This is a genomic window from Streptomyces sp. NPDC059499 (genome assembly GCF_042749285.1).
Taxonomy (GTDB): domain Bacteria; phylum Actinomycetota; class Actinomycetes; order Streptomycetales; family Streptomycetaceae; genus Streptomyces.
The window spans coordinates 392,012-413,483 of sequence record NZ_JBHYTT010000004.1; the positions used below are offsets into that span (position 1 = coordinate 392,012).

The window sequence follows — 21,472 nt, forward strand, 5'->3', positions numbered from 1 at the left end:
TCAACTGTCGAGGGCGCGCAGATGATCGCGCAGCCCGATTCCGTACGGGGTGGGGGTACCGTCGTAGTCGCTGATCAAGGACGGGCCTGTGGAGCGGTCCCAGGTGTTCCGGGTCCATCCGAGCGGGGAGAGCCCGCGGTCGTCGAACCACTGCATGACCCGAACAGCTCGGTCGGATCGTCCTTGAGGGCCGAGACGACCGAGGACCAGAAGTGCGGTGTACAGCGGGAGTTGTGCATCGGCTTCCGGCAACTGGCCTGAAGGTCTTGGCAGTCCGCCGAGTTCCGGTGTACTGCCCCAGGTCCGGTGCGGTTCGACCACGGGTGTCATGCCGTGCTCCCTGACCCGTGGGACAGGTCCTTCACGGCGCTGATGGAGTTCTCGCCCGCATACCGCGGGTCTCTCGTGTCCAGGCCCAGCCGGCACTCCTCGTTCAAAGGGATTCGGACGGTGTTGGCTTTCCGGTCGACGATCGTCCGTACGCAGGCGTCGTCGACCGGGCCGTCGTGATTGCCACGGCCGTGCACGCACATGAGTTCGCCGCCGGAGCGGTTGACGCCGAGGATGCGGCGGGTCGCGCCGTTCTCGTCGACGAGCTGATTGCCGGAGACCTTCGGTCGGGGCGGTCCTCCGGCAGCGGCGCGCGGTTCGGCCGGATCAGTGGGATCGGTCGGATCCGGGTCCGGATCCGCTGTGCAGAGCGTGCCGTTGAGCCCGAACGCACCGGGTGTGGACCCGGACCCCGTACCGGACGCCAGGAAGCCGGCGGTGACGCTCGCGCCGTTCGCGAGTGCTCCGTTCCCGCTCTCGCTCGCCGCGGTGACCGTACTGCTCGCCGCACCCAGGTCGGTGAGCATGACGGATCCCTGGAAACCGCCGTCCCGCTGACTCACAGTGCTGTGTTCCACCGTGTGCGCGGGGGCGGATCCGGAGGCCGTCACCATGGGTGCGGCAACGAGGCCGGCCGTGGCGAGCACTGCTCCGAGGAGCAGCCTGAACAGGTGCGCTAAGTGCGGGGGGTGTCGCATGAGCGACTCCTTGCAGATCGGGCGCGCCCCCTACGGCACGTCGACTGATGGAACCGCTCCCACTGGTGTGGCTTGACGTTAGAGCGTCAAGTGGTGTCGGTCAACACGCCTGTTCTCATCTCTTGCTATCGAAATAATTCGACTCTTCAAGTCTCTTGACTCTCTTTTTCCTCGTCTCCATGCTGGGAGCGCTCCCACTGGTTCAAGGCTTGTGTTCAACCCCGCTTGCCCCCCATGTCGCCGAGCCGCGAGGAGGAACCCGCGCATGCCATCGGGAAGCGCACGAAGAAGATGGTTACCAAGAAGATCCGCCAGAACCGGAGTCGGATCCAGACGGCTGTGGACGGCATTCGTCGTCACACTCGCTCTCCCACTGGGCATGACCGCCGCTGCGAACACCCCGGCCCAAGCCGCGGCCGTCGAGTGCAGCGTCGACTACAAGGCCAATGACTGGGGATCCGGTTTCAGCGCCGAGGTCACCGTCACCAACCGGGGCTCCGCCGCGATCAACGGCTGGACCCTGAGTTACGCCTACACGGGCAACCAGCAGCTCACCAACGGCTGGAACGGCACCTGGTCCCAGTCAGGGAAGACCGTCACGGTCAAGAACGCCGCCTGGAACGGTGGCATCGCCGCCGGGGCCGCGGTCTCCACGGGCGCACAGTTCAGCTACAGCGGCACCAACGCCGCCCCGACCGCCTTCTCCGTCAACGGCACGGTCTGCGCGGGCGCCCACCAGGCACCGATCACGGTTCTCACCTCTCCGGCGGCGGGCGCCGTCTTCACCGCCGGCAATTCCGTACCATTGGCCGCCACCGCGGCGGCTGCGGACGGGGCGGGGATCAGCAAGGTCGAGTTCTACGACAACACAACGCTGTTGGGCACCGACACCACGTCCCCCTACACCTACAGCGCCGCAGGTCTGTCCGTGGGTAGCCATTCCGTCTACGCGAGGGCGTACGACAGTCTCGGAGCCTCGGCCGAGTCGACGCCGGCGGGCATCACCGTCGTCTCGGGGCCGGCAGTCGTTGCCACACCCGCCCAACTGGGCGTCCAGCAGGGCAAGTCGGGGACGTTCAATGTGGCGCTCTCCACCGCGCCGACGTCTGCGGTCACTGTCACGGTGGCCAGGACAGCAGGCAACTCCGGTCTTTCCGTCACCGCCGGAGCGAGCCTCAGCTTCACTCCGTCGAACTGGTCCACGGCCCAGAAGGTGACCGTTTCGGCCGACGCCTCCGGTACGGGAGCCGCGACGTTCACCGTGACGGCCCCCGGCCACAGCAAGGCCGAGGTCACCGTCACCCAGCTGGCCGCGGCGAAGGAGTACGACGCGCGCTTCCTCGAGCTGTACGGGAAGATCACCGACCCGGCGAACGGCTACTTCTCGTCGGAAGGCATTCCGTACCACTCCGTCGAGACTCTGATCGTCGAGGCTCCCGACCAGGGGCACGAGACGACGTCGGAGGCCTACAGCTATCTGATCTGGCTGCAGGCGATGTACGGGAAGCTCACCGGGGACTGGACGAAGTTCAACGGTGCGTGGGCCACCATGGAGAAGTACATGATCCCCACCCACGCCGACCAGCCCACGAACTCCTTCTACAACGCCTCGAAGCCCGCAACCTACGCGCCCGAGCACGACACCCCGAACGAGTACCCGGCGGTACTCAACGGATCGGCAGCCTCCGGATCGGACCCGATCGCGGCCGAGCTGAAGAGCGCGTACGGCACCGACGACATCTACGGCATGCACTGGATCCAGGACGTCGACAACGTCTACGGATTCGGCAACACGCCCGGAGGGAAGTGCTCGGCCGGCCCCACCGAGACCGGACCGTCGTACATCAACACCTTCCAGCGCGGACCGCAGGAGTCGGTCTGGGAGACCGTCACCCACCCGACCTGCGACAACTTCAACTACGGCGGCGACAACGGCTACCTGGACCTGTTCACCGGGGACGCCTCGTACGCCAAGCAGTGGAAGTTCACCAACGCTCCGGACGCGGACGCCCGTGCCGTGCAGGCCGCCTACTGGGCCGATGTCTGGGCAAAGGAGCAGGGCAAGGCGAGCGAGGTCGCGGCGACCGTCGGCAAGGCGGCGAAGATGGGTGACTATCTGCGCTACTCGATGTTCGACAAGTACTTCAAGAAGATCGGCAACTGCGTCGGTCCGACCGCCTGCCCGGCCGGAAGCGGCAAGGACAGCGCGCACTACCTGATGTCCTGGTATTACGCCTGGGGCGGTGCCACCGACACCTCGGCGGGCTGGTCCTGGCGCATCGGTTCCAGCCACGCCCACGGCGGATACCAGAACCCGATGGCCGCCTACGCCCTGAGTGCGTCGGCCGACCTCAAGCCCAAGTCGGCTACGGGGCAGCAGGACTGGGCCAAGAGCCTGGACCGGCAGCTGGACTTCTACCAGTGGCTGCAGTCGGACGAGGGTGCCATCGCGGGCGGCGCGACCAACAGCTGGAAGGGCAGTTACGCCCAGCCGCCGGCCGGTACGCCGACCTTCTACGGCATGTACTACGACGAGAAGCCCGTCTACCACGACCCGCCGTCCAACCAGTGGTTCGGCTTCCAGGCGTGGTCGATGGAACGCGTCGCCGAGTACTACCACGAGTCGGGCGACGCCCAGGCCAAGGCCGTGCTCGACAAGTGGGTCGACTGGGCCCTGTCCGAGACGACCATCAACCCGGACGGCACCTACCTCATGCCGTCCACCCTCAAGTGGTCGGGCGCGCCCGACACCTGGAACGCGTCAAGTCCCGGTGCCAACGACAGTCTTCACGTCACCGTCGCCGACTACACCAACGACGTAGGGGTGGCAGGGGCCTACGCCAGGACCCTGACCTACTACGCCGCCAAGTCCGGTGACACCGAGGCGAAGGCAACGGCCGAGGCGCTGCTCGACGGCATGTGGGGTCACTACCAGGACGACGCAGGTGTGGCGGTGCCGGAGACCCGGGCCGACTACAACCGGTTCGACGACCCGGTATACGTCCCCAGCGGCTGGACGGGCGCCATGCCCAACGGCGACACCGTCAACAACGACTCGACCTTCCTCTCCATCCGCTCCTTCTACGAGGACGACCCGAACTGGCCCAAGGTGCAGGCGTATCTGGACGGCGGAGCAGCGCCGGTCTTCACCTACCACCGGTTCTGGGCGCAGGCCGACATCGCACTGGCTCTGGGGGCGTATGCCGACCTTCTGGAGTGAGTGACCCAGTGCGCCACGAGATCCGGGCGCCATGAGATCCAGGCGCCACGAGATCCAGGCACCATGAGGTCCCGGCCGTCGGCCGTCCAGCCGACGGCCGGGATCACGCCCACCCGGGAAAGCAGCCCGTGTAGTTCTCGGCGAACTCCGCCGCCGCATGCGGCGAGTCCGCGATCCTGTGCAGCTGCGCGAGCTGGAGACGGCTCTCGAACGCGGTCTGCGCCGGATCGGTGTGGAGCGTCGTCGTCATGAAGTACGAGAAGTGCTCGGCCCGCCACACGCGTCGCAGGCACGTCTCGGAGTAGGCGTCGAGCAGTTCGGTGGAGCCGGTCCGTTCCAGATGGGCGAACGCACGGGCGAGGACCACGACATCGGCGGCGGCGAGGTTCAGCCCCTTCGCACCGGTGGGCGGCACGATGTGCGCCGCGTCCCCGGCGAGGAACACCCGGCCGTGGCTCATGGGCTCGGTGACCTGACTCCGCATCGGCAGCACGGACTTGGCCGTGATCGGCCCCCGTTCCAGCTTCCGGCTGCCCGCCGAGGCCAGCCGGACGTCGAGCTCGTCCCAGATCCTGGCGTCGGACCAGGCGGCGGGATCCTCCCCGTTCGGCACCTGGAGGTACAGCCGGCTCACTGCGGGCGAACGCATGCTGGCCAGCGCGAAGCCACGCGGTGAGTGCGCGTAGATCAACTCGTCGTACACCGGGGGCGCATCGGCCAGGATGCCCAGCCAGGAGTAGGGATACGTCCGGGAGTACGACCGCAGTACGCCCTCGGGGACGGACCGACGGGTCACGCCGTGGAAGCCGTCGCAGCCGACCACGTAGTCGCAATCCAGCGTTCGCTCGGCGCCCCCGTGGCGGTAGGCGATCACCGGCCGGTCGGTGTCCGTACCCGACACCGACACCGCCTCCGCCTCGAACAGCAGCGGTGGGCCCTCGGCGAGCTGCAGGGCGATGAGATCCTTGACGACCTCCGTCTGCGCGTACACCCACACGCGGCTGCCACCCGTCAGCGACGGGAAGTCCACGCGGTGGGAACGTCCGTCGAAACGCAGCTCGATGCCGTCGTGCGGGATGCCCTCCCGGTCCAGACGCGCACCGGCCCCGCCGGCACGCAGGGCGTCGACGGCACTCTGCTCCAGGATCCCGGCCCGCTGACGCTGCTCGGCGTACGCGCGGTCACGGCTTTCCAGGACCACACAGTCGACACCGTGCCCATGCAGCAGCCTGGCCAGGAGCAGCCCCGCCGGGCCCGCCCCCACGATGCCGACACGGGTACTACGGGGGAGGGACGAAGCGGTGTCCACAGATGTCTTCCCTTCACGAACGGGTTCGGTGCCGCTCACGTACGAAGACTCGCCGCTGAGGAGGAGGACGACAAGAGTGGCGGTCGGCGCGGACCGCGCGCACCGCCGGCCGGTGGGGCGGCGGGTCCGGCGGCACCCGTTCGGGCCCCGGCCGATTGCCGGGCAGGCGCCACGCGCCCAGCGTGGGAACGAGGCCGTGCGTGCCGACGCCGTACGGATCACCGGCCGAGGAGAAGCGACATGGCTGACGGACAGTGGAGCCCGGGGCGGACCGCGGGGCACCCGGAGGAATTCCTGCCCGTCCTGGACGTCACGGAGCCGACGCGCCAGCGCCGGCTCACCGTTCTGCTGCGACTGCTCCTGCTGATTCCGCACTTCATCGTGCTGTTCTTCCTGCACATCGCCGCCGTGCTCACCGTGATCGTCGGCTGGTTCGCCGCCCTGGTCCTGGGGAGGCTGCCGGAGCCGGTCTTCCGCTTCCTCGCCGGATATCTCGGCTACCGCATGCGGGTGGCCGCATCCGAGATGCTCCTGGTCGACCGGTACCCGCCGTTCGCCCTGACCCCGCCCCCCGACTATCCGGTGCAGATCGAGGTACGGCCCACCGACCTGAACCGCCTCGCTGTGTTCTTCCGGCTGCTCCTGATGATCCCGGCAGCCGTCGTCCAGAGCCTCGCCATGTCCGGCTGGTGGATGCTGTCCTTCCTCTGGTGGCTGATCACGCTGATCCTGGGCCGGATGCCCAGGCCCCTCATGGAGGCGACAGCGGCGACCCTGCGCTTTCAGATGCGTTTCATCGCCTACGCGCTGATGCTCACCCCGGCCTACCCGAAGGGCCTCTTTGGCGACGAGGACCTCTCCGTCGGCCAGCGGTACGCTCGCACGCTCACCAGACCGCTGATCATGAGCGGGGCGGGCAAGGCCCTGGTGGTGCTCTTTCTCGTCCTCGGGATCATCGGCGGCATCACGGCATCGTTGACCACGCCGGAGGACGGCGACAGCAGCGACTACGGCATGCACCCGCAGCAGGCCGCGCGAGACCTCCCCCTCCAGGTGTGATCACGGCATGACTCGACCACCCGTACGGGAATTGGCGTAGTCCTGGAGCCGGGTGGACTGAAAGCGCCGGACCGGGTCACACGGAAGGGATGACGTCCACAGACGTAAGGACAGACAGCGCCGGAGAACCCGACGGCAGGAGCACCCGCCGCCCCGCCCGCAGGCGTGGGTGCCTGACAGCAGTCGGCCTGTGTGCCGCAGCGGTCGTCCTGCTGCTCCTGGGCACCCGGCTCAGCCTGCTGCCGGGGCTCGGCGACATCTTCGGCGAGGAGACCACGGACCGTTCGGGCCCCGCGGTCCTCAAGTCGATCCAGGACATGAGCGCGTACGAGGCGGCCTCCGGCAACTTCCAGGTCGTCGTCGACCTGGAGAAGGACGCCAAGTTCCTGCCCGACGCCATACGTGGAACCCGGACCCTCTACGTGGGCGCGGGCACGGTGGGCGCCTTCGTGGACCTCGGCAAGGTCACGGAGAACGGGGTCGTCGTGAACGAGGACCGCACCACGGCCGAACTCCGGCTGCCGCACGCCGTGCTGGGCAAGCCCGCACTGGACCCGGACCGCTCCTACGCCGTGTCCAAACAGCGCGGACTCCTCGACCGGCTAGGTGACTTCTTCTCCGACAACCCCGGAAGCGAGCAGGCGGTCAACAAGCTGGCCGCCAAGCACATCGGCGCGGCGGCCAAGGAGAGCGGGCTCACCCAGCGAGCGGAGAAGAACACCACCTCCATGCTCCAGGGGCTGCTCGGCTCACTCGGATTCGACACGGTCACCGTGCGCTACATCGACCCGCCGGCCTGAGTCGCCCCTGATTCGTCCCCCCGCCCGCAGCCGCGAGAGCGGCTGCGGCATACTCAACAAAGTGATCAGTCATATTGTTGAGCAAGGAGAGTCGGGGAGATGGCCATGACTGCTGCCGAAACCACGGAGCGCTTCCGAACCGCCGTCGAGAAGAGTGATCTCGCGGCACTGGACGACCTGTTCACCGAGAACGTCCGCTTCTTCAGCCCGGTGAAGTTCACCCCCTTCGAGGGCAGGGCGATGGTCCTCGGACTCTTCGGCGTGCTCCTGCGCACGTTCGAGAACTTCCGCTACATCGGACAGTTCGAGGGCGAGGCGCTGACCAGCGCGGACGACGTCCAGGTCCCCTCGGAGATCCTGCTCTTCAAGGCGTCCGTGAGCGGCAAGGAGATTCACGGTATCGACCTGCTCCAGTTCGACGATGAGGGCAGGATCCAGGAGTTCACCGTGATGGTCCGTCCGCTGTCCGCAGTGCAGTCCCTGAGCGCGGCGGTTCTCGCGGGACTCGTGGCGGACGGGCTCGTACCGGATCCGGCCGGCAACTGAGGGACCGGGGCCCCGGCACCGAACCCGGTGCCCGGGGCCCCGGCGGCATGGCATGGCCCGGACACCGCCGAGGCCCGCAGCGCGTCCGTTCCCGTGAGCCGAGCGCCGCAGGTTTGCCGTAACAGCAAGATCTCTTGCCCGACGTGCGGGCTGCGCCGAATGATCGTGACGCAGGACGACACCGGGATCCACAGGAGGAAACATGCCGCAGCCCGCCGGATCACCCGAGCACTCCGGGTCCGTTCCCGGGGCGGTCCACCGGCTGGTGGACGTCCCCGACGGACGGATCCATCTGATCGAACAGGGCGCCGGACCCCTCGTCCTCCTGGTCCACGGCTTCCCGGAGACCTCGTACTCCTGGCGCCACCAACTGCCGGCCATCGCCGCGGCGGGCTATCGCGCGGTCGCCATCGACGTACGCGGCTACGGGCGCTCGTCGGCCCCCGCGCCCGTGGACGCCTACCGGATGACGGCCCACGTCGGCGACAACGTCGGAGTCGTACACGCGCTGGGTGAGAGGACGGCCACGGTCATCGGCCACGACTGGGGCTCGCCCATCGCAGCGAACAGCGCCCTGCTGCGCCCCGACGTGTTCACCGCGGCGGGACTGCTCAGCGTCCCCTACGCACCGCGGGGCGGAGTGCGGCCCACCGAGGGTTTCGCCCACATCGGTGGCGACGACGAGTTCTACGTCAGCTACTTCCAGGAGCCCGGCCGCGCCGAGGCGGAGATCGAGCCCGACGTACGGGGGTGGCTCGCCGGGTTCTACGCCGCACTCTCGGCGGACACGATGCCACCGCCCGGCAGGGACAGCGTCTTCTTCGTGCCCCCGGGCGCACACCTGCGCGACCGCTTCCCGGCCGACCGGCTGCCGTCGTGGCTCACGGAGGCCGACCTCGACGTGTACAGCGGCGAATTCGAGAGGACCGGCCTGACCGGGGCACTCAACCGCTACCGGAACGTCGACCGCGACTGGGAGGACCTGGCGGCCTGGGACGGAGCACGGCTCACCCAGCCCTCGCTCTTCATCGGCGGAGCCCTCGACGCCTCCACCACGTGGATGGCCGAGGCCATCGGGGAATACCCCACCACGCTTCCGGGCCTGGTCTCCTCGCACATCCTGGAAGGGTGCGGACACTGGATCCAGCAGGAACGCGCCACCGAGGTCAGCACCCTGCTGACGCAGTGGCTGGACACCGTCCACACCTGACGGACGACGGAGCGGCCCGCCCGGCGGCTGCGGGGGAGCTTCAGCAGACCGGGCCGGGCGCCGCCGCGGTGGCCGTGAGCAGATCCCGTACAAGGTCGAAGTCGACGCGCTCCGGCTTGCGGAAGCGAAGACATCCCTTGCCCATGTCCTGGTCCGCGAGCCGGGCCTCGAACGCCTCGCGGACATCGCCGCGCAGCAGGTAGAAGGAGATGTACTGCTTCTGGCTCGCGAAGGAGATCTCGAGGGTTCCGTTCCGTTCGTAGCCCGGCATGCCGTACGCCATCACTTCGGTGAACCCCGTGAGTTCGTCCCGGCACAGCTCGCGCAGCCGGGTCAGGGCCGCCCGGCGCTCCGGCTGGAGCTCGGCCAGGTACTGATCCACATCCACCGCGTCGCTCTGTGCCATACGGACATGCTAGATCCGTCCCGGCTCATCCCGCGGAGCTGGTGAGGCCGTCCCACGGGCTCGGGCCGCGTGTCGAAGTCCGGGCCCCGCAGACACACCGGCCATGGTGGTCATATGAACAGTGCAGGCATTCTCGCCGATGCGTTCGAGCGCATCCATGAAACGGTGCACGCCGCGGTCGAAGGTCTCTCTCCCGACGATCTCAACGCCCGGCTGGACGAGGACGCGAATTCGATCGCCTGGCTCGTGTGGCACCTCACGCGCATCCAGGACGACCACGTCGCCGACGCCGCAGGGACCGAGCAGGTCTGGTTCTCCGAGGACTGGGCCTCCCGCTTCGAGCTGCCCTTCGCCAAGGGGGCGACCGGGTACGGCCACACCAGCGCGCAGGTGGCCTCCGTACAGGTGGCTTCGGCGGATCTGCTCCTGGGCTACTACGACGCCGTGCACGAGCAGACTCTGGCCTTCGTCCGCGGTCTCGGCGACCAGGCCCTGGACCGCGTGGTGGACGAGTCCTGGTCGCCGCCGGTGACCCTCGGCGTGCGGCTGGTCAGCGTCGTCTCGGACGATCTGCAGCACGCAGGTCAGGCGGCGTTCGTACGCGGCTCGCTGGAGCGCGGGTAGGGCATTGCGCCGACCGCGGCCGCAGTGCGCGCGTAGCGCCCCGGACTCGTGCCGACGACGCGCTTGAAGTGCCGGGAGAAATGGGACTGATCGTAGAAGCCCACCGACGTGGCCACGTCGGGCGCACGCATCCCTCCGAGCAGCAGGCGCCGGGCCAGGTCCACGCGGCGCCCCGTCAGATACTGGTGCGGAGCCATGGCGAACTCCTTGCTGAACGCCCTCACCAGATGGGTGTGGTGGGCGTGCAGCAGCTCCGCCGCCTCCCGCAGCGTCACGCCCTCCACGAAGCGCGCGTCGAGCAGATCGCGAAGCTCGTGCGCCACCCGGCGGTCGTGCGGTGACGGGGGAGCGCCGAGCTGTCCGCGCAGGTGCTGGGCCAGGCGTTCGGAGACGAGAGCGAGACGGCTCTGCGCCTCCAGCTCGTCGCCTGGCCGTTCGAGCGTGAGGTGCAGCTGGTGGATGCGGCGCCGCAGCGACGGATCGTGCAGCACGGGGCGGTCGACGGCCCGGCCGACGAGGCCGGCTTCGATCTGCGCGGTGTTGAGGTAGAGGACGCGCTTGCGGAATCCTGCGGGGGTCGCGGCGCCACCGTTGTGCGGGACGTGCGGAGGCAGCAGCGTCACCACCGAGCTGCGCGCCCCGTGTTCGTGGCGCTCCAGGTCGTAGCGGACCATGCCTTCGTCGACGATGAGCAGCGTCCACGCGTCGTGCGTGTGCATGGGGTAGGCGTGATCGGCGAAGCGGGCATGGAAGACCTCGTCGATTCCCTCGACGCGCGGCCGCCAAGCGGTGATGTCCGGAGGGGCAGCCATGGGGAGAGCGTACAAGCCCGGTCCGGCCCGCGGGCCGTGCAAAGTTCGTACAAGACGGCAGCGGCCGGGCTCGGCAGGCTTCTCGGCATGACCGATGACAGCGCCCCCGTACGCTTCGACACCAAGATCGCCGTCCTGCTCCGTGACGACCTGCAGACCTGGCAGCGCCTCAACGTCACGGCGTTCCTCGTCAGTGGCCTGGGTACGCGGGTGCCGGAGGTGATCGGCGAACCGTACGCCGACGCCGACGGCACTGAGTACCTGCCCATGTTCCGGCAGCCCGTCCTCGTCTTCGCCGGTTCGAAGGAGTTGATGACGACGGCGCACACCCGGGCGGTCGGACGGGGCGTGACGATGGCCGTGTTCACGTCCGACCTCTTCGCGACCGGCCACGACGAGGCCAATCGGGCCGCCGTCCGGGCCGTGGAGCGGGCTGCGATGGGCCTCGTGGGACTGGCTGTCCACGGGCCGCGCAACGCGGTGGACAAGATCCTCAAGGGTGCCTCGATGCACTCCTGAACGACCCCGCGTCCGGGGCACCCCACGGTCACCGAACGGATACGCACTGGTACACCTGTGCGATTGGCGGGCGGCGGTGTCATACTCGAAATCAGTCCGCTAGACAGGCTTGTCACTGTCCCGAAAGGCGACGCGTCATGAACTGGGCATCGTGGACTACCTGCGGTGTCTTCGCGGGATCCGGCGGAGTTCGCACCGAAGAGGTAGGCGTCGTGAGCGGTGATCTGACCGTACACACGACATGGTCCGACGGGCAGGCAGAGGTGGCCGTGCAGTACAGCGGTGCCTCGGACTGGTTCACGCTGGTTGGCAGTCCTGTGCCGTGCCCCTCCGAAGAAGCCAGCCGTTACTTCCATCAGCAGATCGTCGAGGCGGTACGCGCCGGGGACGGAGCGACGGTTCCGGTCTCGCACGCCGTGGAGTGATCCGCGCCGCTCACCGCTCCCCGAAGCGTCGTACGAACCGCCGCTGCCAGGGAGTCTCCACAGCCCCCGGGTGATAGTGCCGGCGGACGAAGGCGACAGCCTCGTCCGCCGGCACTCCGTCGAGGACCGCCAGACAGGCAAGCGCGGTACCGGTCCGTCCACGGCCACCTCCGCAGGCGACCTCGACCCGTTCCGCAGCCGCGCGCTGCCACGCTTCGGCGAGCACGCTCCGCGCTTCCTCCCGGTCCGCGGGAAGCCGGAAATCGGGCCAGTGCAGCCACCGCGACTCCCAGGCCTCCGGAGACGGTCGCTTTCCGAGCAGATGCACCGCGAAGGTGGGTTCGAGGCCCTCGGGAAGCGGGCGCCGCAGCCCGCGGCCGCGGACCAGCCGCCCCGAGGGGAGGGCGATCACGCCCGCTCCTTCCGGATCCCACATCTCCGTCACGATCAGGCCTTCGCGTCGAGGTCGTTCGCCGGCAGGGCAGCCAGTTCCCCTTGACGGCGTCCTGTGCCACCGCACCGGCGGCGGTCGGCGGCAAGCGTATCGCCGTGCCGGGCCGCCGGTGGAGGATCGCATGGCCGGTTCGGACGTAGCGAGACCCACGGGGATGTCCGCGGTCGTGACGACCGCGGACAGATCGACATCGGCCGGGGCGGGCATGACGCTTCCCGGCCGCAAGCGGGGGAGGGGTGCTCAGCCGGTGCGACCGGCCCCGTGCGTCAGGGGTCGCGCGAGCAGAGGTACTCCGAGAACCTGATGCCCGCCGCTCGCCACCATGCGGACCTCGCCCCGCTCGCTGATCTCTGCACGCACGATTCCCGAGTCGTCCTCGTAGACCGGGTAACCGCCCGCTCCCGACCGGGCCGTGAGGCGGACGACGACCACATCGTCCGTGGCACCGGCCGCCTGGAATATCAGCTCGTAACTCTCCGGGTAATCCATGAGTGCCTCCCGACCGGGCGCCGGCAGAGGCCGGCCACCTGTCACCTCCATTGTTTCCCACCCGCGCGCCCGGCGCTTCAGGAGTCGGCCGCGGATGACCCTCCGTTATTCCGGATGCGGATTCGGTGAGCGGGGGTGACCATCATCTGCAAGGGATCGGATGCGTGCTGACACTTCGCACGGCCGCCCGTATCGCCAGGCGTTCCGCCGGCGCGATCGGATTTCGTCGGCGCGGGGCCATGCGCTCCCGGCCGCCCTGTGGAGAGGAACTGCCGTGCTGATGGCCAATCCCGCAACGCTGCGGAATCTCGTCAAGCGCTACGAGACACTGCGACGCGCCCACGCACGGCTGGGGACTTCCGAGAGCAGCCGCCATCTCGAGGACATCTCCTACACCCTCTGCGTCACCACCGGAACCCGGACCGTTACGGACGCCCTGACCGCGGCGGAGGCCCAGTTGCGTGCCGTCCCGTCCGCGGCATCGGTGCTCTCGGCAACGGAACCGTCCGAGGTACAGCTGACCGCCTGACGCCTGTACAGAGTCCGCACGGATGACGCCGGTTCCCGTGAACCGGCGTCATCCGCTGCGTTCTGCCGTGCTCCGCGCCGTTCGGCCGTGCGGAGTCCTTCACGCGCCCTGGTCGGCGGGCTTCTCGGACCCGGTCACGACCCGTGTGCCCGGGTGGCAGAGCGCACACACGAACGCGACGGCCAAGGCGCCGGCCATGCAGTAGAACACCCACTGATTGGCCTGTGCGAAGTCCATGCGGATGGCGTCCATGGAGTCCCGCATCACCTCGGCGACCTTTCCCTCGCCGGAGGGCTGCCGCGCGTCGCCGTTGCCCGTGACGGCCTCGGCGACGCTGCTGGCGGCGTCCTGTGCCGCCGCGTCCGACAGCCCTGCGGAGCGCAGCGTCGTATGCACGCGGTTGGTGGTGACATGGGTGAGGACCGTGCCGAACACGGCCAGGCCGACGCTCGCCGCGAAGTTCCGGACCGTCTGCGTGATCCCGGTGACCTCGCCGTACGAGGCACCGATCGCGCGGTTGACCGCGTCGGTCGAGGCGGGTGACAGCAGAAGGCCGATGCCCGCGCCGGCCATGGCCGCGTACGGCCACTGGTCGTGCATCGACAGCGTGGTCAGCTTCCCGGCCCAGAGGGCGAAACCGACGGCACCCAGCGCTGTGCCGAGTTTCAGCGCCGGCCGGGCACCGCGGCGGTCGAGGATGCGCCCGCCCCACTGAGACGCGATGCCGAAGCCGATGAAGAAATACAGAAGGTAGAGAGCCGCCTGATTGGGTGACGCGCTGAGCGAGACCTGTGCGTAGACGGACGCGAAGAAGAACACCGGGACGAAGGCCAGCATGGAGAAGAACAGCACCGCGGCATCCACGGCGAACGCACGGTCGCGGAAGACCTGGAGCCTGACGAGCGGGTACCGCGTACGCAGTTCCAGTCGGCAGAACAGCGCGAGCATCAGCAGGCCGCCGACGATGCACGCCCACGTCGCGGCGCTGCTCCAGCCCCAGCCGGCCGCCTGCTGGAAGCCGAGCACCGTCAGGCCCATACCGGCTGCCATCAGGACGGCCCCCGGCACGTCGACGGGTTCGCGACGCGACCGGTTCGGAATGCGGGCCAGGAGCGTCAGCACGATGGCGATCACAGCGACCGGCACGTTGATCCAGAAGATCGAACGCCAGGTCCAGGAGGTCAGCCAGCCGCCCAGGATCGGGCCGACGGCCGTGAGTGCCCCGGAGAGGCCGAAGAACAGGGCCAGAGCCCGGCCGCGCCGTTCCACCGGGAACACCGTGATGACGACGGCGAGAGCGGCGGGGAACATCAGCGCCGCCCCGAAGCCCTGCGTGGCGCGGAAGACGATGAGCCATGTCTGGGCGAGGTCTCCGGTGGGCACCGCTCCGCACAGTGCGGAGGAGATCACGAAGACGAGCGTGCCCGCCAGCATGACCCGGCGGTGCCCGAGGACATCCGCGAGCCTTCCGCCGAGGGCGAAGAACGCGGCCAGGGACAGCAGGTACGCGTTGACGACCCACTGCATCCCGGAGGCCGACAGCCCGAGTTCATGGACGATGTCGGGGGCCGCGATGGAGACGATGGTCTGGTCGATGAACGTCATCGAGACGGCGAAGAGCATCGCAGTCAGGGTCAGCGCCTGGTTGGGCGGCGCGCTCCCCGGTACTGCGGGATCCGGATCGGTCGCGTCCCCCGGGCGAGGTGTGGTCATACGCGGAATTCTGCTTGCGAAGGATCATCGGCGCATTCCGCGTGGCCCGCGGGACGGGTCCCGGGACGGGGTGCCACCACGACCACGGCGAATGGGCGGAGGCGCACAGGCGATCGGGTGACAGCCGACTGTCGGACAACATGACCGATCGCCGGGGCGGCTAGTCATGCGGTATGAGATTTGAGCCCCGACGTAACAAGACCGTTTCCACGCGTACCCGCCGGCTCCGTGTCGTCGGCGCGCTGTGCGCCGTCCTTGCATCCGCCGCCATGGTGACGGGATGCGGCCAGGACAACGGTGACGAAACAGCCGCGGCGACCTCAGAGGCTGCCAAGGTCATTCCTCAGCAGACGACCACCCCGTACGAGAGCCCCTCCGGTACGGCCGCGCAGCTGACCGAGGACCAGACCGAGCGCAAGGAACTTCTCTCGACCGTCAAGGTCACCTACGACAAGGCCGCCACGACGGCCGTGGGTGAGGTTTCCGGCGGCAAGCTCACCGACCTCGACCTCGAGGGTCTGGACGACGACGACGAAGAGAGCGCCAGCCCCACCGCGAGCGCGAGCCCCGACGGCAGCCCGAGCCCCAGCCCGACAGGCAGCCCCAGCCCCACGGGCAGCCCGAGCCCGAGCGGCAGTTCCACGGGTCCGAAGTGGATCGCGGAAGTCGTCGAGGAGGACGGGACCGCGCACACGGTGAGCATCGACGCGGTGTCCGGAGACGTGATCGACTCCGTCACCGAGGCCGAGCAGAGCGACGCCGAGAAGAAGGAGCTGGCCGACTGGGTCGCCAACGCTCAGCAGACCTGGCAGCAGGCGGCCAAGGTGGCCACGGACAAGCAGAAGGGCACGGTCACCTCGCTCAACCTGGAGGAGAACGACAGCCAGACGCTCGTCTGGAAGGTCGATGTGGTCACCGAGGACTGGAAGAGGACCGTCTTCGACGTGGACGCCGCGACCGGCAAGATCACCGACGAGGAAGTCGACAACGACTGATCACGACACAGCCCGACCCGCATCGGTGGCGGACCGCACAGCGGTCCGCCACCGATGTGTTCTCAGAAAGGACGGTCGGCCAGAATCCGGGTGAAACTCAGCCCGGGGCGTCCGCTCAGCGTGACCTCACCGGCGCGGACGAATCCGTTGCGGGCCAGCACGGCCTGCGACCCGGCGTTGTCCAGTGTCGTCTCAGCCCGCAGAACACTCAGGCCGTACTCGGCGAGAGCCAGCGCGCACACCTGCCGGACGGCGGAGGTGGCCAGGCCCTGTCCGGCTGCCCGCTCGGCGATCCGGTACCCGAGTTCGGCCGAACCGTCCGCGACACCGACGAGATTGACACGGCCGAGGACGGCGCCCTCGCCGTCGGCAATGATGTGGAAGTGGTGCAGTCCCGCTGCCTGTTCGACCAGCAGTTCGCGGTGGCGTGTGCCGAACCCGGCGAAGTAGTCGTCGCCGCGGTCCGGGATCGAGGCAGCGAAGTACGTGCGGTTCTCCCGTTCGAAGGCGAGCAGCGCCGGCGCGTGATCGGGACGAAGACGCTCAAGAACAGTCATGCGAGGACGTTATCGGGGCGTCGTCCCGCTCACTGTTCCGGGGTTCGGGGCAGCACGCGATAGGTCACGTGCGTGACGGAGTTCGCCGCTCGCGACTCCACCTGCTCAAGATTCAGCGACGGCACCCCGTCGAACAGCCGGGTGCCGGCGCCGAGCGTGAACGGCACGATGTGAAGCCGCAGTTCATCGATCAAGCCTGCGGTGAGGTACTGGTTGACGGTGGTCGCGCCCCCGTGGATCGACACGTCGCGGTCCCCGGCCGCCTCGCGGGCCTGTCGCAGTGCGGATTCGATGCCGTCGGTGACGAAGTGGAAGGTGGTGCCGCCCTCCATCGGCTGCGGGTCGCGAGGGTGGTGGGTCAGCACGAAGACCGGCGTGTGGTACGGCGGATTGTCGCCCCACCAGCCATTCCACTGTCGATCCCAGGTGCCGCGTACGGGGCCGAACATGTTGCGCCCCATGATGAAGGCGCCGTACGCCTTCAGCTGTTCCAGCTCGGCCTGCCGCTGCTCCGGGGTTTCGAACATCCAGGAGTGCAGCCTGCCGCCCCAGCCGTCGCCGGCGTCGTCGCCGAACGGGCGTTCCTCGCGCTGGTCGAGCCCGGCCGAGTACCCGTCGACGGAGATCGAGAGTTCGCAGGTCACCTTGCCTGTGGTCACTGTTCTGTCCTCCTGGTGGCGGCCTTCTGCCGCCTTCGTGGTGAGCTGCGCCCCTGGGTAGACCGCTCCGGGCCCGCGAACTCATCGCACGGGCTCACCGCACGGGCTCACCGCCGTCATCCGCGCCGCCCGGCCCCTGCGCCGCGTGCTGTCCGGCCAGAACCGTCTCGCGGAACGAAGCGACGACGGGCCGGAGGTCGACCCGGTGCCACGCGGCCCACAGGCCGACGGAGCGTTCGTACCAGAGGAGTTCTCGCACCACGACTCCGTCGGTACTGCCGCGGACCATGCTCTTCTGTACGAGCGCGAGGCCCAGGCTCGACGCGACCAGACCCAGTGCGGTGAGCGGATCGGCAGCGTCGAGGCGGATGTCCGGAGTGAAGCCGGAGGCGACGCACGAGGCGAGGAACGAGTCACGCCAGGCCGCGTCCTGGGCGTCGCCCACCGCGATCCACGGCTGCCCGGTCAGGTCCTCGGGCGTCAACTCGTCCTTCTCCGCCAGCAGATGATCCGCAGGAAGCGCGAGAAGCAGGGGATCCTGCAACAGCGCGGTGGCGCTCAGGTCCGGGTCGTCCGCCGGTGGGGGAGTGCGTACCAGCGCGATGTCGAGGCTGCGCTGCCGCAGTCCCTCGAACTGCTCGGCGGACTCCTGGTCGTACAGGGCGACGTGAATACCGGGGCGTTCCTCGCGCAGAGCCCGGAGAGCGGCGGGCAGGATGCCCGTGTGCATGGCGTCGGCGACGTAGCCGATGCACAGCCCGCCCTCCTCGCCCCGGCCGAGCCGTCGGCCGAGGTTCTCCAGCCGGTCCGCGTGACGCAGCAGGGCGCGGGCCTCGGTCAGGAAGACACGGCCGTCGGAGGTCAGGCGGATCCGCTGCTGACTGCGCTCGAAGAGGATCAGGCCCAGATTCTTCTCCAGCTGCGCGATCTGGCGGCTGAGCGGCGACTGGGAGATGTGCAACCGCTCGGCGGCGCGACCGACGTGTTCCTCCTCGGCGACGGCCACGAAGTAGTGAAGAAGTCGCAGGTCAAGCATGTGGGACCTCGGGGGACTCAAGTGAGTCGAGGTAAGTCTTGGACAGTCTCATGCCTGGATCCTAACCTCGAGAGCACAAGACGGATGCATACCGCATTCGCTTGCAAAACCCTATGTATCACCCTAGGCATCGCAAGGAACCCCCATGACGATCAAGACCCTCCTGCCCGGCGTGCTCGGTTTCGGTACCGCACCGCTCGGCAACATGTTCCGGGCCATCCCCGAGGAAGAGGCGGCAGCCACCGTCGAGGCCGCCTGGGACCAGGGCATCCGCTACTTCGACACCGCGCCCTTCTACGGCGCGGGTCTGTCCGAGATCCGCCTCGGCGGCGTACTGGCCCGGCACCCGCGCGACGAGTACGTCCTCAGCACGAAGGTCGGCCGTGTCGTCCTCGACGAGACGGAGGACCCCGCCGCACGCGACCTCGGCGAGAAGGGCGGCCTGTTCGAGCACGGCCGGCCGAACAGGATGGTCAACGACTACACCGCCGACGCCACCCTGCGCTCCATCGAGGACAGCCTCGAGCGCCTCGGGACCGACCGACTGGACATCGTGTGGGTGCACGACGTGGCCCAGGACTTCTACGGGGACGAGTGGCTCGCCGCGTACGAAACCGCCCGCACCGGCGCCTTCCGTGTCTTGCAGCGACTGCGTGACGAAGGTGTCATCAAGGCCTGGGGCCTGGGGGTGAACCGGGTCGAGCCCCTGGAGCTCACCCTCGACCTGGACGAGCCGAAGCCCGACGCCTTCCTCCTCGCCGGCCGCTACACCCTCCTCGACCACGAGCGTGCACTGCAGCGTCTGCTGCCCGCCGCGGCCGCCCAGAGCGTCGACATCGTGGTCGGCGGCCCGTACAGCTCGGGAATCCTCGCCGGAGGAGCGCACTTCGAGTACCAGAAGGCGCCCGCGGAGATCGTCGAGAAGGTCGGGCGCATCAAGGCGGTCGCCGAACGCCACGGGGTCGGCGTCAAGGCAGCCGCCCTGCAGTTCTCCCTCGCACACCCCGCGACCGCAGCCGCGATCCCCGGCGCGACGAAGCCCAGCCGCACGGCTGAGGACGTCGCCGCTCTCGGCGAGACCGTTCCGGCCGCGTTCTGGGCGGACCTGCGCGAGCAGGAGCTCATAGCGCAGGACGCCCCCGTACCCACCGTCTGAGACCCGACGTCCCGACTTTCAGGAGTTCCCCATGGCCACCACCACCGCATCCATCGAGATTCCCGTGTCGCCCGAACGTGTCTGGCGGCTCATCGGCGGCTTCGGCTCGCTGCCGGACTGGCTGCCCTACATCCCCTCCAGTGAACTCGGCGAGGGCGGACGCGTGCGCACGCTCGGAAACGAGGACGGCGGCGTCATCGTCGAGCGGCTCGAAGCCTTCGACGAAGCGGCCCGCACCTACAGCTACTCCATCCTGCAGGCGCCCTTCCCCGTGACCGGCTACCGCTCGACCCTCACCGTCCACGGCGTTCCGGGACAGGACACCGCCCGGGTGGAATGGTCCGGCGTCTTCACCCCGGACGCCGTCGGTGAGGACGAGGCCGTCGCCCTGTTCCAGGGGATCTACACGGACGGCCTCGCCGCACTGAACCGGACGCTCACCGCACCGGCCGCCTGACAGCCCGGACCGGGCTGTCAGGGTGCGATGCCGATGCCTTCCACCCGGCTCCACTCCCTCTCCCTTGCGGCGGACAGCGCAGGCCAGTGCTGTCCGCCGGGCCGCGGAAGGACACGCGACGAGTAGTCGGCGGGAACGAAGCCGGGCCGCAGGAAGCACCCGGTGCCGTAGACCGCGTCGAAGGAGGGGCAGGACGCCGCGACCGAGGCGGGCGTGGGCCTACTCCCCGTACGGACCCACCGGGACAGCGCCGAGACGGCGTTGGCGTACTCAGAGGTGCTGAGCCCGCTGTGGTCGCTCTCCTGAGTGAACGTCTGGACGAGATGGCGGTCGCGGTGCGCGCCTTCGAGAGCGGCGCGGTACGCCGCTTCGTGCTCGACGAAGGCGGTGGGGTCGTCGATCGCGTGCATCGTCAGCACGGGGACGGAGACCGCGCCGGTCACATCGCTGTCGTAGGACAGGTCGCGCCGGGCGGCCGGGTCCGCCGAGAAGCGCTCGACACCCGCGTTGAGCGCCCTGTCGTCGTGGGAGCCGCGATAGCGCACGCTCCGGTTCCCGAACGGGTTACGACCGCCGAGGCGTTGCACGATGTCCCTGAAGGTGAAGGTCGCGAACCCCAGGTGCGACTCGAGAGTCCGCTCGGGAATCTTCGTGACGCTCAGGATGTCGTCCAGATTGCGCTGCTGGACAGGAGTCCGGTCCGCCGGCAGCGAGGCGTAGCCGGTGCACTCCTGAAGCCGTGCGCGCAGACCCGAGGACGTCATGGCCGAACCGTCCCGCAGCCCCATCCACAGGGGATACCGCGGTTCGGTCGGGCGCGGGTGGTTCCGGCAGTAGTACTGGTAGACGACACGGAGATCCACCCTGTAGTCGTAGCCCCGTGAGCCACCGCCGAGCACCCCGTTGGTGAGGAGGGCGCCGTCGTACGGGGAGTCCTTGCCCGCCCCGTAGATCTCGACGACCTTCGCGGCCACGTTCCCGCCCCAGGACTGGCCGTGCACGACCGTGGTCAGCGGTCGCCGGAACTTCGCCACGAACAGGCGGCGGAGATTCTCCGTGTCGGCGGCCGCCATCCTCGTTCCGTACCCGCCGCGGCGGTACGACGACCCCGCCCAGGCGTAGCCCTCGTCGACCATGACAGACCAGCGTTGGAGGTCGTCGAGACTGCGCTGCGGGTCCGACTGCCGGCCCAGGTCGGGCCCGCCGTGGGCGTGCATGACCAGCGAACCGTTCCAGTGGCGGGGGATGGCGACGGCGTAGTGGGCGCCGTTGGAATCCTGTCCCGAGTAACACGTCGCCCGCGCCGTGAGGTTGGCGGGACAGGAGATCTCTCCCGGGGTTCCGGCTGCTGCCGAGGGCTGAAGCGGGCCGATGAGGCCGGCCGCGAGTATCGCCGCAAGGCCGCCCGCAACCACCGCGATCCGATGTCCGCGCGTACCCGGCCTCATGCGAAAGGGCAAAAGCGTGGC

The 21,472-nt window shown here is 68.9% G+C and carries 24 protein-coding genes; 12 read left to right on the forward strand and 12 right to left on the reverse strand.

Annotated elements, in window-relative coordinates:
* Nucleotides 1–156: a hypothetical protein gene (locus ACFW9O_RS13470; RefSeq protein ID WP_384608582.1), complete on the reverse strand. Its 156-nt coding sequence runs from the start codon at nt 154–156 to the stop codon at nt 1–3.
* Nucleotides 157–326: 170 nt separating this feature from the next.
* Nucleotides 327–893 carry a hypothetical protein gene (locus ACFW9O_RS13475; RefSeq protein WP_384608585.1) on the reverse strand — a complete coding sequence of 189 codons (567 nt, stop codon included), beginning with the start codon at nt 891–893 and terminating at the stop codon, nt 327–329.
* Between the two features lie 514 nt (nt 894–1,407).
* Between ACFW9O_RS13475 and ACFW9O_RS13480 the strand changes: the two genes are divergently transcribed.
* Nucleotides 1,408–4,248 carry a glycoside hydrolase family 48 protein gene (locus ACFW9O_RS13480; protein WP_384608587.1) on the forward strand — a complete coding sequence of 947 codons (2,841 nt, stop codon included), beginning with the start codon at nt 1,408–1,410 and terminating at the stop codon, nt 4,246–4,248.
* 103 nt (nt 4,249–4,351) lie between these two features.
* On the opposite strand, the gene ACFW9O_RS13485 is transcribed toward ACFW9O_RS13480, so the two are convergent.
* Complete coding sequence (locus ACFW9O_RS13485) at nt 4,352–5,557, reverse strand: 4-hydroxybenzoate 3-monooxygenase (protein WP_384608590.1); 1,206 nt, start codon at nt 5,555–5,557, stop codon at nt 4,352–4,354.
* A gap of 240 nt (nt 5,558–5,797) precedes the next feature.
* Here ACFW9O_RS13485 and ACFW9O_RS13490 point away from each other — a divergent pair, with 240 nt between their 5' ends.
* From ACFW9O_RS13490 to ACFW9O_RS13505, 4 genes are all read left to right on the forward strand, one after another.
* Complete coding sequence (locus ACFW9O_RS13490) at nt 5,798–6,616, forward strand: DUF4389 domain-containing protein (protein ID WP_384608593.1); 819 nt, start codon at nt 5,798–5,800, stop codon at nt 6,614–6,616.
* Between the two features lie 89 nt (nt 6,617–6,705).
* The gene (locus tag ACFW9O_RS13495) at nt 6,706–7,416 is read left to right on the forward strand and encodes a DUF4230 domain-containing protein (protein ID WP_384608595.1); all 711 of its coding nucleotides are present in this window, start codon (nt 6,706–6,708) and stop codon (nt 7,414–7,416) included.
* Between the two features lie 105 nt (nt 7,417–7,521).
* Nucleotides 7,522–7,962 carry a nuclear transport factor 2 family protein gene (locus tag ACFW9O_RS13500; protein WP_351168139.1) on the forward strand — a complete coding sequence of 147 codons (441 nt, stop codon included), beginning with the start codon at nt 7,522–7,524 and terminating at the stop codon, nt 7,960–7,962.
* A gap of 202 nt (nt 7,963–8,164) precedes the next feature.
* A complete protein-coding gene (locus ACFW9O_RS13505; RefSeq protein WP_384608598.1) occupies nt 8,165–9,172 on the forward strand; it encodes an alpha/beta fold hydrolase in 1,008 nt (335 codons plus the stop codon).
* 40 nt (nt 9,173–9,212) lie between these two features.
* Here ACFW9O_RS13505 and ACFW9O_RS13510 read toward each other — a convergent pair whose 3' ends face one another.
* The gene (locus ACFW9O_RS13510) at nt 9,213–9,578 is read right to left on the reverse strand and encodes an iron chaperone (protein ID WP_384608601.1); all 366 of its coding nucleotides are present in this window, start codon (nt 9,576–9,578) and stop codon (nt 9,213–9,215) included.
* A 114-nt stretch (nt 9,579–9,692) separates the two neighbouring features.
* Between ACFW9O_RS13510 and ACFW9O_RS13515 the strand changes: the two genes are divergently transcribed.
* Nucleotides 9,693–10,202, forward strand: a complete 510-nt coding sequence (locus tag ACFW9O_RS13515; RefSeq protein ID WP_384608604.1) for a DUF664 domain-containing protein — start codon at nt 9,693–9,695, stop codon at nt 10,200–10,202.
* Here the strand turns inward: ACFW9O_RS13515 and ACFW9O_RS13520 are convergent.
* Nucleotides 10,163–11,014: an AraC family ligand binding domain-containing protein gene (locus tag ACFW9O_RS13520; RefSeq protein WP_384608607.1), complete on the reverse strand. Its 852-nt coding sequence runs from the start codon at nt 11,012–11,014 to the stop codon at nt 10,163–10,165. The genes ACFW9O_RS13515 and ACFW9O_RS13520 overlap by 40 nt on opposite strands.
* A gap of 87 nt (nt 11,015–11,101) precedes the next feature.
* On the opposite strand from ACFW9O_RS13520, the gene ACFW9O_RS13525 reads away from it, so the two are divergent.
* Both ACFW9O_RS13525 and ACFW9O_RS13530 read left to right on the forward strand, forming a co-directional pair.
* Nucleotides 11,102–11,533, forward strand: a complete 432-nt coding sequence (locus ACFW9O_RS13525) for a DUF2000 family protein (protein WP_384608609.1) — start codon at nt 11,102–11,104, stop codon at nt 11,531–11,533.
* A gap of 137 nt (nt 11,534–11,670) precedes the next feature.
* Entirely contained in the window at nt 11,671–11,958 is a 288-nt protein-coding gene (locus ACFW9O_RS13530; protein WP_351168151.1) for a hypothetical protein, read from the forward strand.
* A gap of 10 nt (nt 11,959–11,968) precedes the next feature.
* Here ACFW9O_RS13530 and ACFW9O_RS13535 read toward each other — a convergent pair whose 3' ends face one another.
* Nucleotides 11,969–12,394 carry a protein-tyrosine phosphatase family protein gene (locus ACFW9O_RS13535; protein WP_384608921.1) on the reverse strand — a complete coding sequence of 142 codons (426 nt, stop codon included), beginning with the start codon at nt 12,392–12,394 and terminating at the stop codon, nt 11,969–11,971.
* 258 nt (nt 12,395–12,652) lie between these two features.
* Complete coding sequence (locus ACFW9O_RS13540; protein ID WP_384608612.1) at nt 12,653–12,901, reverse strand: DUF6296 family protein; 249 nt, start codon at nt 12,899–12,901, stop codon at nt 12,653–12,655.
* Between the two features lie 274 nt (nt 12,902–13,175).
* On the opposite strand from ACFW9O_RS13540, the gene ACFW9O_RS13545 reads away from it, so the two are divergent.
* Complete coding sequence (locus tag ACFW9O_RS13545) at nt 13,176–13,430, forward strand: DUF5133 domain-containing protein (RefSeq protein WP_384608615.1); 255 nt, start codon at nt 13,176–13,178, stop codon at nt 13,428–13,430.
* 99 nt (nt 13,431–13,529) lie between these two features.
* Here the strand turns inward: ACFW9O_RS13545 and ACFW9O_RS13550 are convergent, their stop codons facing one another.
* Nucleotides 13,530–15,143 (reverse strand): MFS transporter, encoded by a 1,614-nt coding sequence (locus ACFW9O_RS13550; RefSeq protein ID WP_384608617.1) that lies wholly within the window; start codon nt 15,141–15,143, stop codon nt 13,530–13,532.
* Nucleotides 15,144–15,316: 173 nt separating this feature from the next.
* Here ACFW9O_RS13550 and ACFW9O_RS13555 point away from each other — a divergent pair, with 173 nt between their 5' ends.
* On the forward strand, nt 15,317–16,138 hold the full coding sequence (locus ACFW9O_RS13555) for a PepSY domain-containing protein (protein WP_384608619.1): 822 nt from the start codon (nt 15,317–15,319) through the stop codon (nt 16,136–16,138).
* Between the two features lie 62 nt (nt 16,139–16,200).
* Here ACFW9O_RS13555 and ACFW9O_RS13560 read toward each other — a convergent pair whose 3' ends face one another.
* The 3 genes from ACFW9O_RS13560 to ACFW9O_RS13570 all read right to left on the reverse strand — a co-directional run bounded on the left by ACFW9O_RS13560 (nt 16,201) and on the right by ACFW9O_RS13570 (nt 18,390).
* Nucleotides 16,201–16,695 carry a GNAT family N-acetyltransferase gene (locus ACFW9O_RS13560; protein WP_384608621.1) on the reverse strand — a complete coding sequence of 165 codons (495 nt, stop codon included), beginning with the start codon at nt 16,693–16,695 and terminating at the stop codon, nt 16,201–16,203.
* Nucleotides 16,696–16,724: 29 nt separating this feature from the next.
* Nucleotides 16,725–17,354, reverse strand: a complete 630-nt coding sequence (locus tag ACFW9O_RS13565) for a dihydrofolate reductase family protein (RefSeq protein WP_384608623.1) — start codon at nt 17,352–17,354, stop codon at nt 16,725–16,727.
* A gap of 94 nt (nt 17,355–17,448) precedes the next feature.
* Entirely contained in the window at nt 17,449–18,390 is a 942-nt protein-coding gene (locus tag ACFW9O_RS13570) for a LysR substrate-binding domain-containing protein (protein ID WP_384608626.1), read from the reverse strand.
* A 145-nt stretch (nt 18,391–18,535) separates the two neighbouring features.
* Here ACFW9O_RS13570 and ACFW9O_RS13575 point away from each other — a divergent pair, with 145 nt between their 5' ends.
* Together ACFW9O_RS13575 and ACFW9O_RS13580 are read left to right on the forward strand one after the other, a co-directional pair.
* Entirely contained in the window at nt 18,536–19,546 is a 1,011-nt protein-coding gene (locus ACFW9O_RS13575; RefSeq protein WP_384608629.1) for an aldo/keto reductase, read from the forward strand.
* A 31-nt stretch (nt 19,547–19,577) separates the two neighbouring features.
* On the forward strand, nt 19,578–20,003 hold the full coding sequence (locus tag ACFW9O_RS13580) for an SRPBCC family protein (RefSeq protein WP_384608632.1): 426 nt from the start codon (nt 19,578–19,580) through the stop codon (nt 20,001–20,003).
* Between the two features lie 17 nt (nt 20,004–20,020).
* Here ACFW9O_RS13580 and ACFW9O_RS13585 read toward each other — a convergent pair whose 3' ends face one another.
* Nucleotides 20,021–21,451: a hypothetical protein gene (locus tag ACFW9O_RS13585; protein ID WP_384608634.1), complete on the reverse strand. Its 1,431-nt coding sequence runs from the start codon at nt 21,449–21,451 to the stop codon at nt 20,021–20,023.
* Between the last annotated feature and the right edge of the window lie 21 nt (nt 21,452–21,472).

Bases quoted from the DNA above. Each gene is read 5' to 3' on its own strand.
- ACFW9O_RS13470 (WP_384608582.1), bottom strand. From the start codon at position 156: ATGCAGTGGTTCGACGACCGCGGGCTCTCCCCGCTCGGATGGACCCGG.
- ACFW9O_RS13480 (WP_384608587.1), top strand. From the start codon at position 1,408: ATGACCGCCGCTGCGAACACCCCGGCCCAAGCCGCGGCCGTCGAGTGC.
- ACFW9O_RS13490 (WP_384608593.1), top strand. From the start codon at position 5,798: ATGGCTGACGGACAGTGGAGCCCGGGGCGGACCGCGGGGCACCCGGAG.
- ACFW9O_RS13495 (WP_384608595.1), top strand. From the start codon at position 6,706: ATGACGTCCACAGACGTAAGGACAGACAGCGCCGGAGAACCCGACGGC.
- ACFW9O_RS13500 (WP_351168139.1), top strand. From the start codon at position 7,522: ATGACTGCTGCCGAAACCACGGAGCGCTTCCGAACCGCCGTCGAGAAG.
- ACFW9O_RS13505 (WP_384608598.1), top strand. From the start codon at position 8,165: ATGCCGCAGCCCGCCGGATCACCCGAGCACTCCGGGTCCGTTCCCGGG.
- ACFW9O_RS13510 (WP_384608601.1), bottom strand. From the start codon at position 9,578: ATGGCACAGAGCGACGCGGTGGATGTGGATCAGTACCTGGCCGAGCTC.
- ACFW9O_RS13515 (WP_384608604.1), top strand. From the start codon at position 9,693: ATGAACAGTGCAGGCATTCTCGCCGATGCGTTCGAGCGCATCCATGAA.
- ACFW9O_RS13520 (WP_384608607.1), bottom strand. From the start codon at position 11,014: ATGGCTGCCCCTCCGGACATCACCGCTTGGCGGCCGCGCGTCGAGGGA.
- ACFW9O_RS13525 (WP_384608609.1), top strand. From the start codon at position 11,102: ATGACCGATGACAGCGCCCCCGTACGCTTCGACACCAAGATCGCCGTC.
- ACFW9O_RS13530 (WP_351168151.1), top strand. From the start codon at position 11,671: ATGAACTGGGCATCGTGGACTACCTGCGGTGTCTTCGCGGGATCCGGC.
- ACFW9O_RS13535 (WP_384608921.1), bottom strand. From the start codon at position 12,394: ATGTGGGATCCGGAAGGAGCGGGCGTGATCGCCCTCCCCTCGGGGCGG.
- ACFW9O_RS13540 (WP_384608612.1), bottom strand. From the start codon at position 12,901: ATGGATTACCCGGAGAGTTACGAGCTGATATTCCAGGCGGCCGGTGCC.
- ACFW9O_RS13550 (WP_384608617.1), bottom strand. From the start codon at position 15,143: ATGACCACACCTCGCCCGGGGGACGCGACCGATCCGGATCCCGCAGTA.
- ACFW9O_RS13555 (WP_384608619.1), top strand. From the start codon at position 15,317: ATGAGATTTGAGCCCCGACGTAACAAGACCGTTTCCACGCGTACCCGC.
- ACFW9O_RS13560 (WP_384608621.1), bottom strand. From the start codon at position 16,695: ATGACTGTTCTTGAGCGTCTTCGTCCCGATCACGCGCCGGCGCTGCTC.
- ACFW9O_RS13570 (WP_384608626.1), bottom strand. From the start codon at position 18,390: ATGCTTGACCTGCGACTTCTTCACTACTTCGTGGCCGTCGCCGAGGAG.
- ACFW9O_RS13575 (WP_384608629.1), top strand. From the start codon at position 18,536: ATGACGATCAAGACCCTCCTGCCCGGCGTGCTCGGTTTCGGTACCGCA.
- ACFW9O_RS13580 (WP_384608632.1), top strand. From the start codon at position 19,578: ATGGCCACCACCACCGCATCCATCGAGATTCCCGTGTCGCCCGAACGT.
- ACFW9O_RS13585 (WP_384608634.1), bottom strand. From the start codon at position 21,451: ATGAGGCCGGGTACGCGCGGACATCGGATCGCGGTGGTTGCGGGCGGC.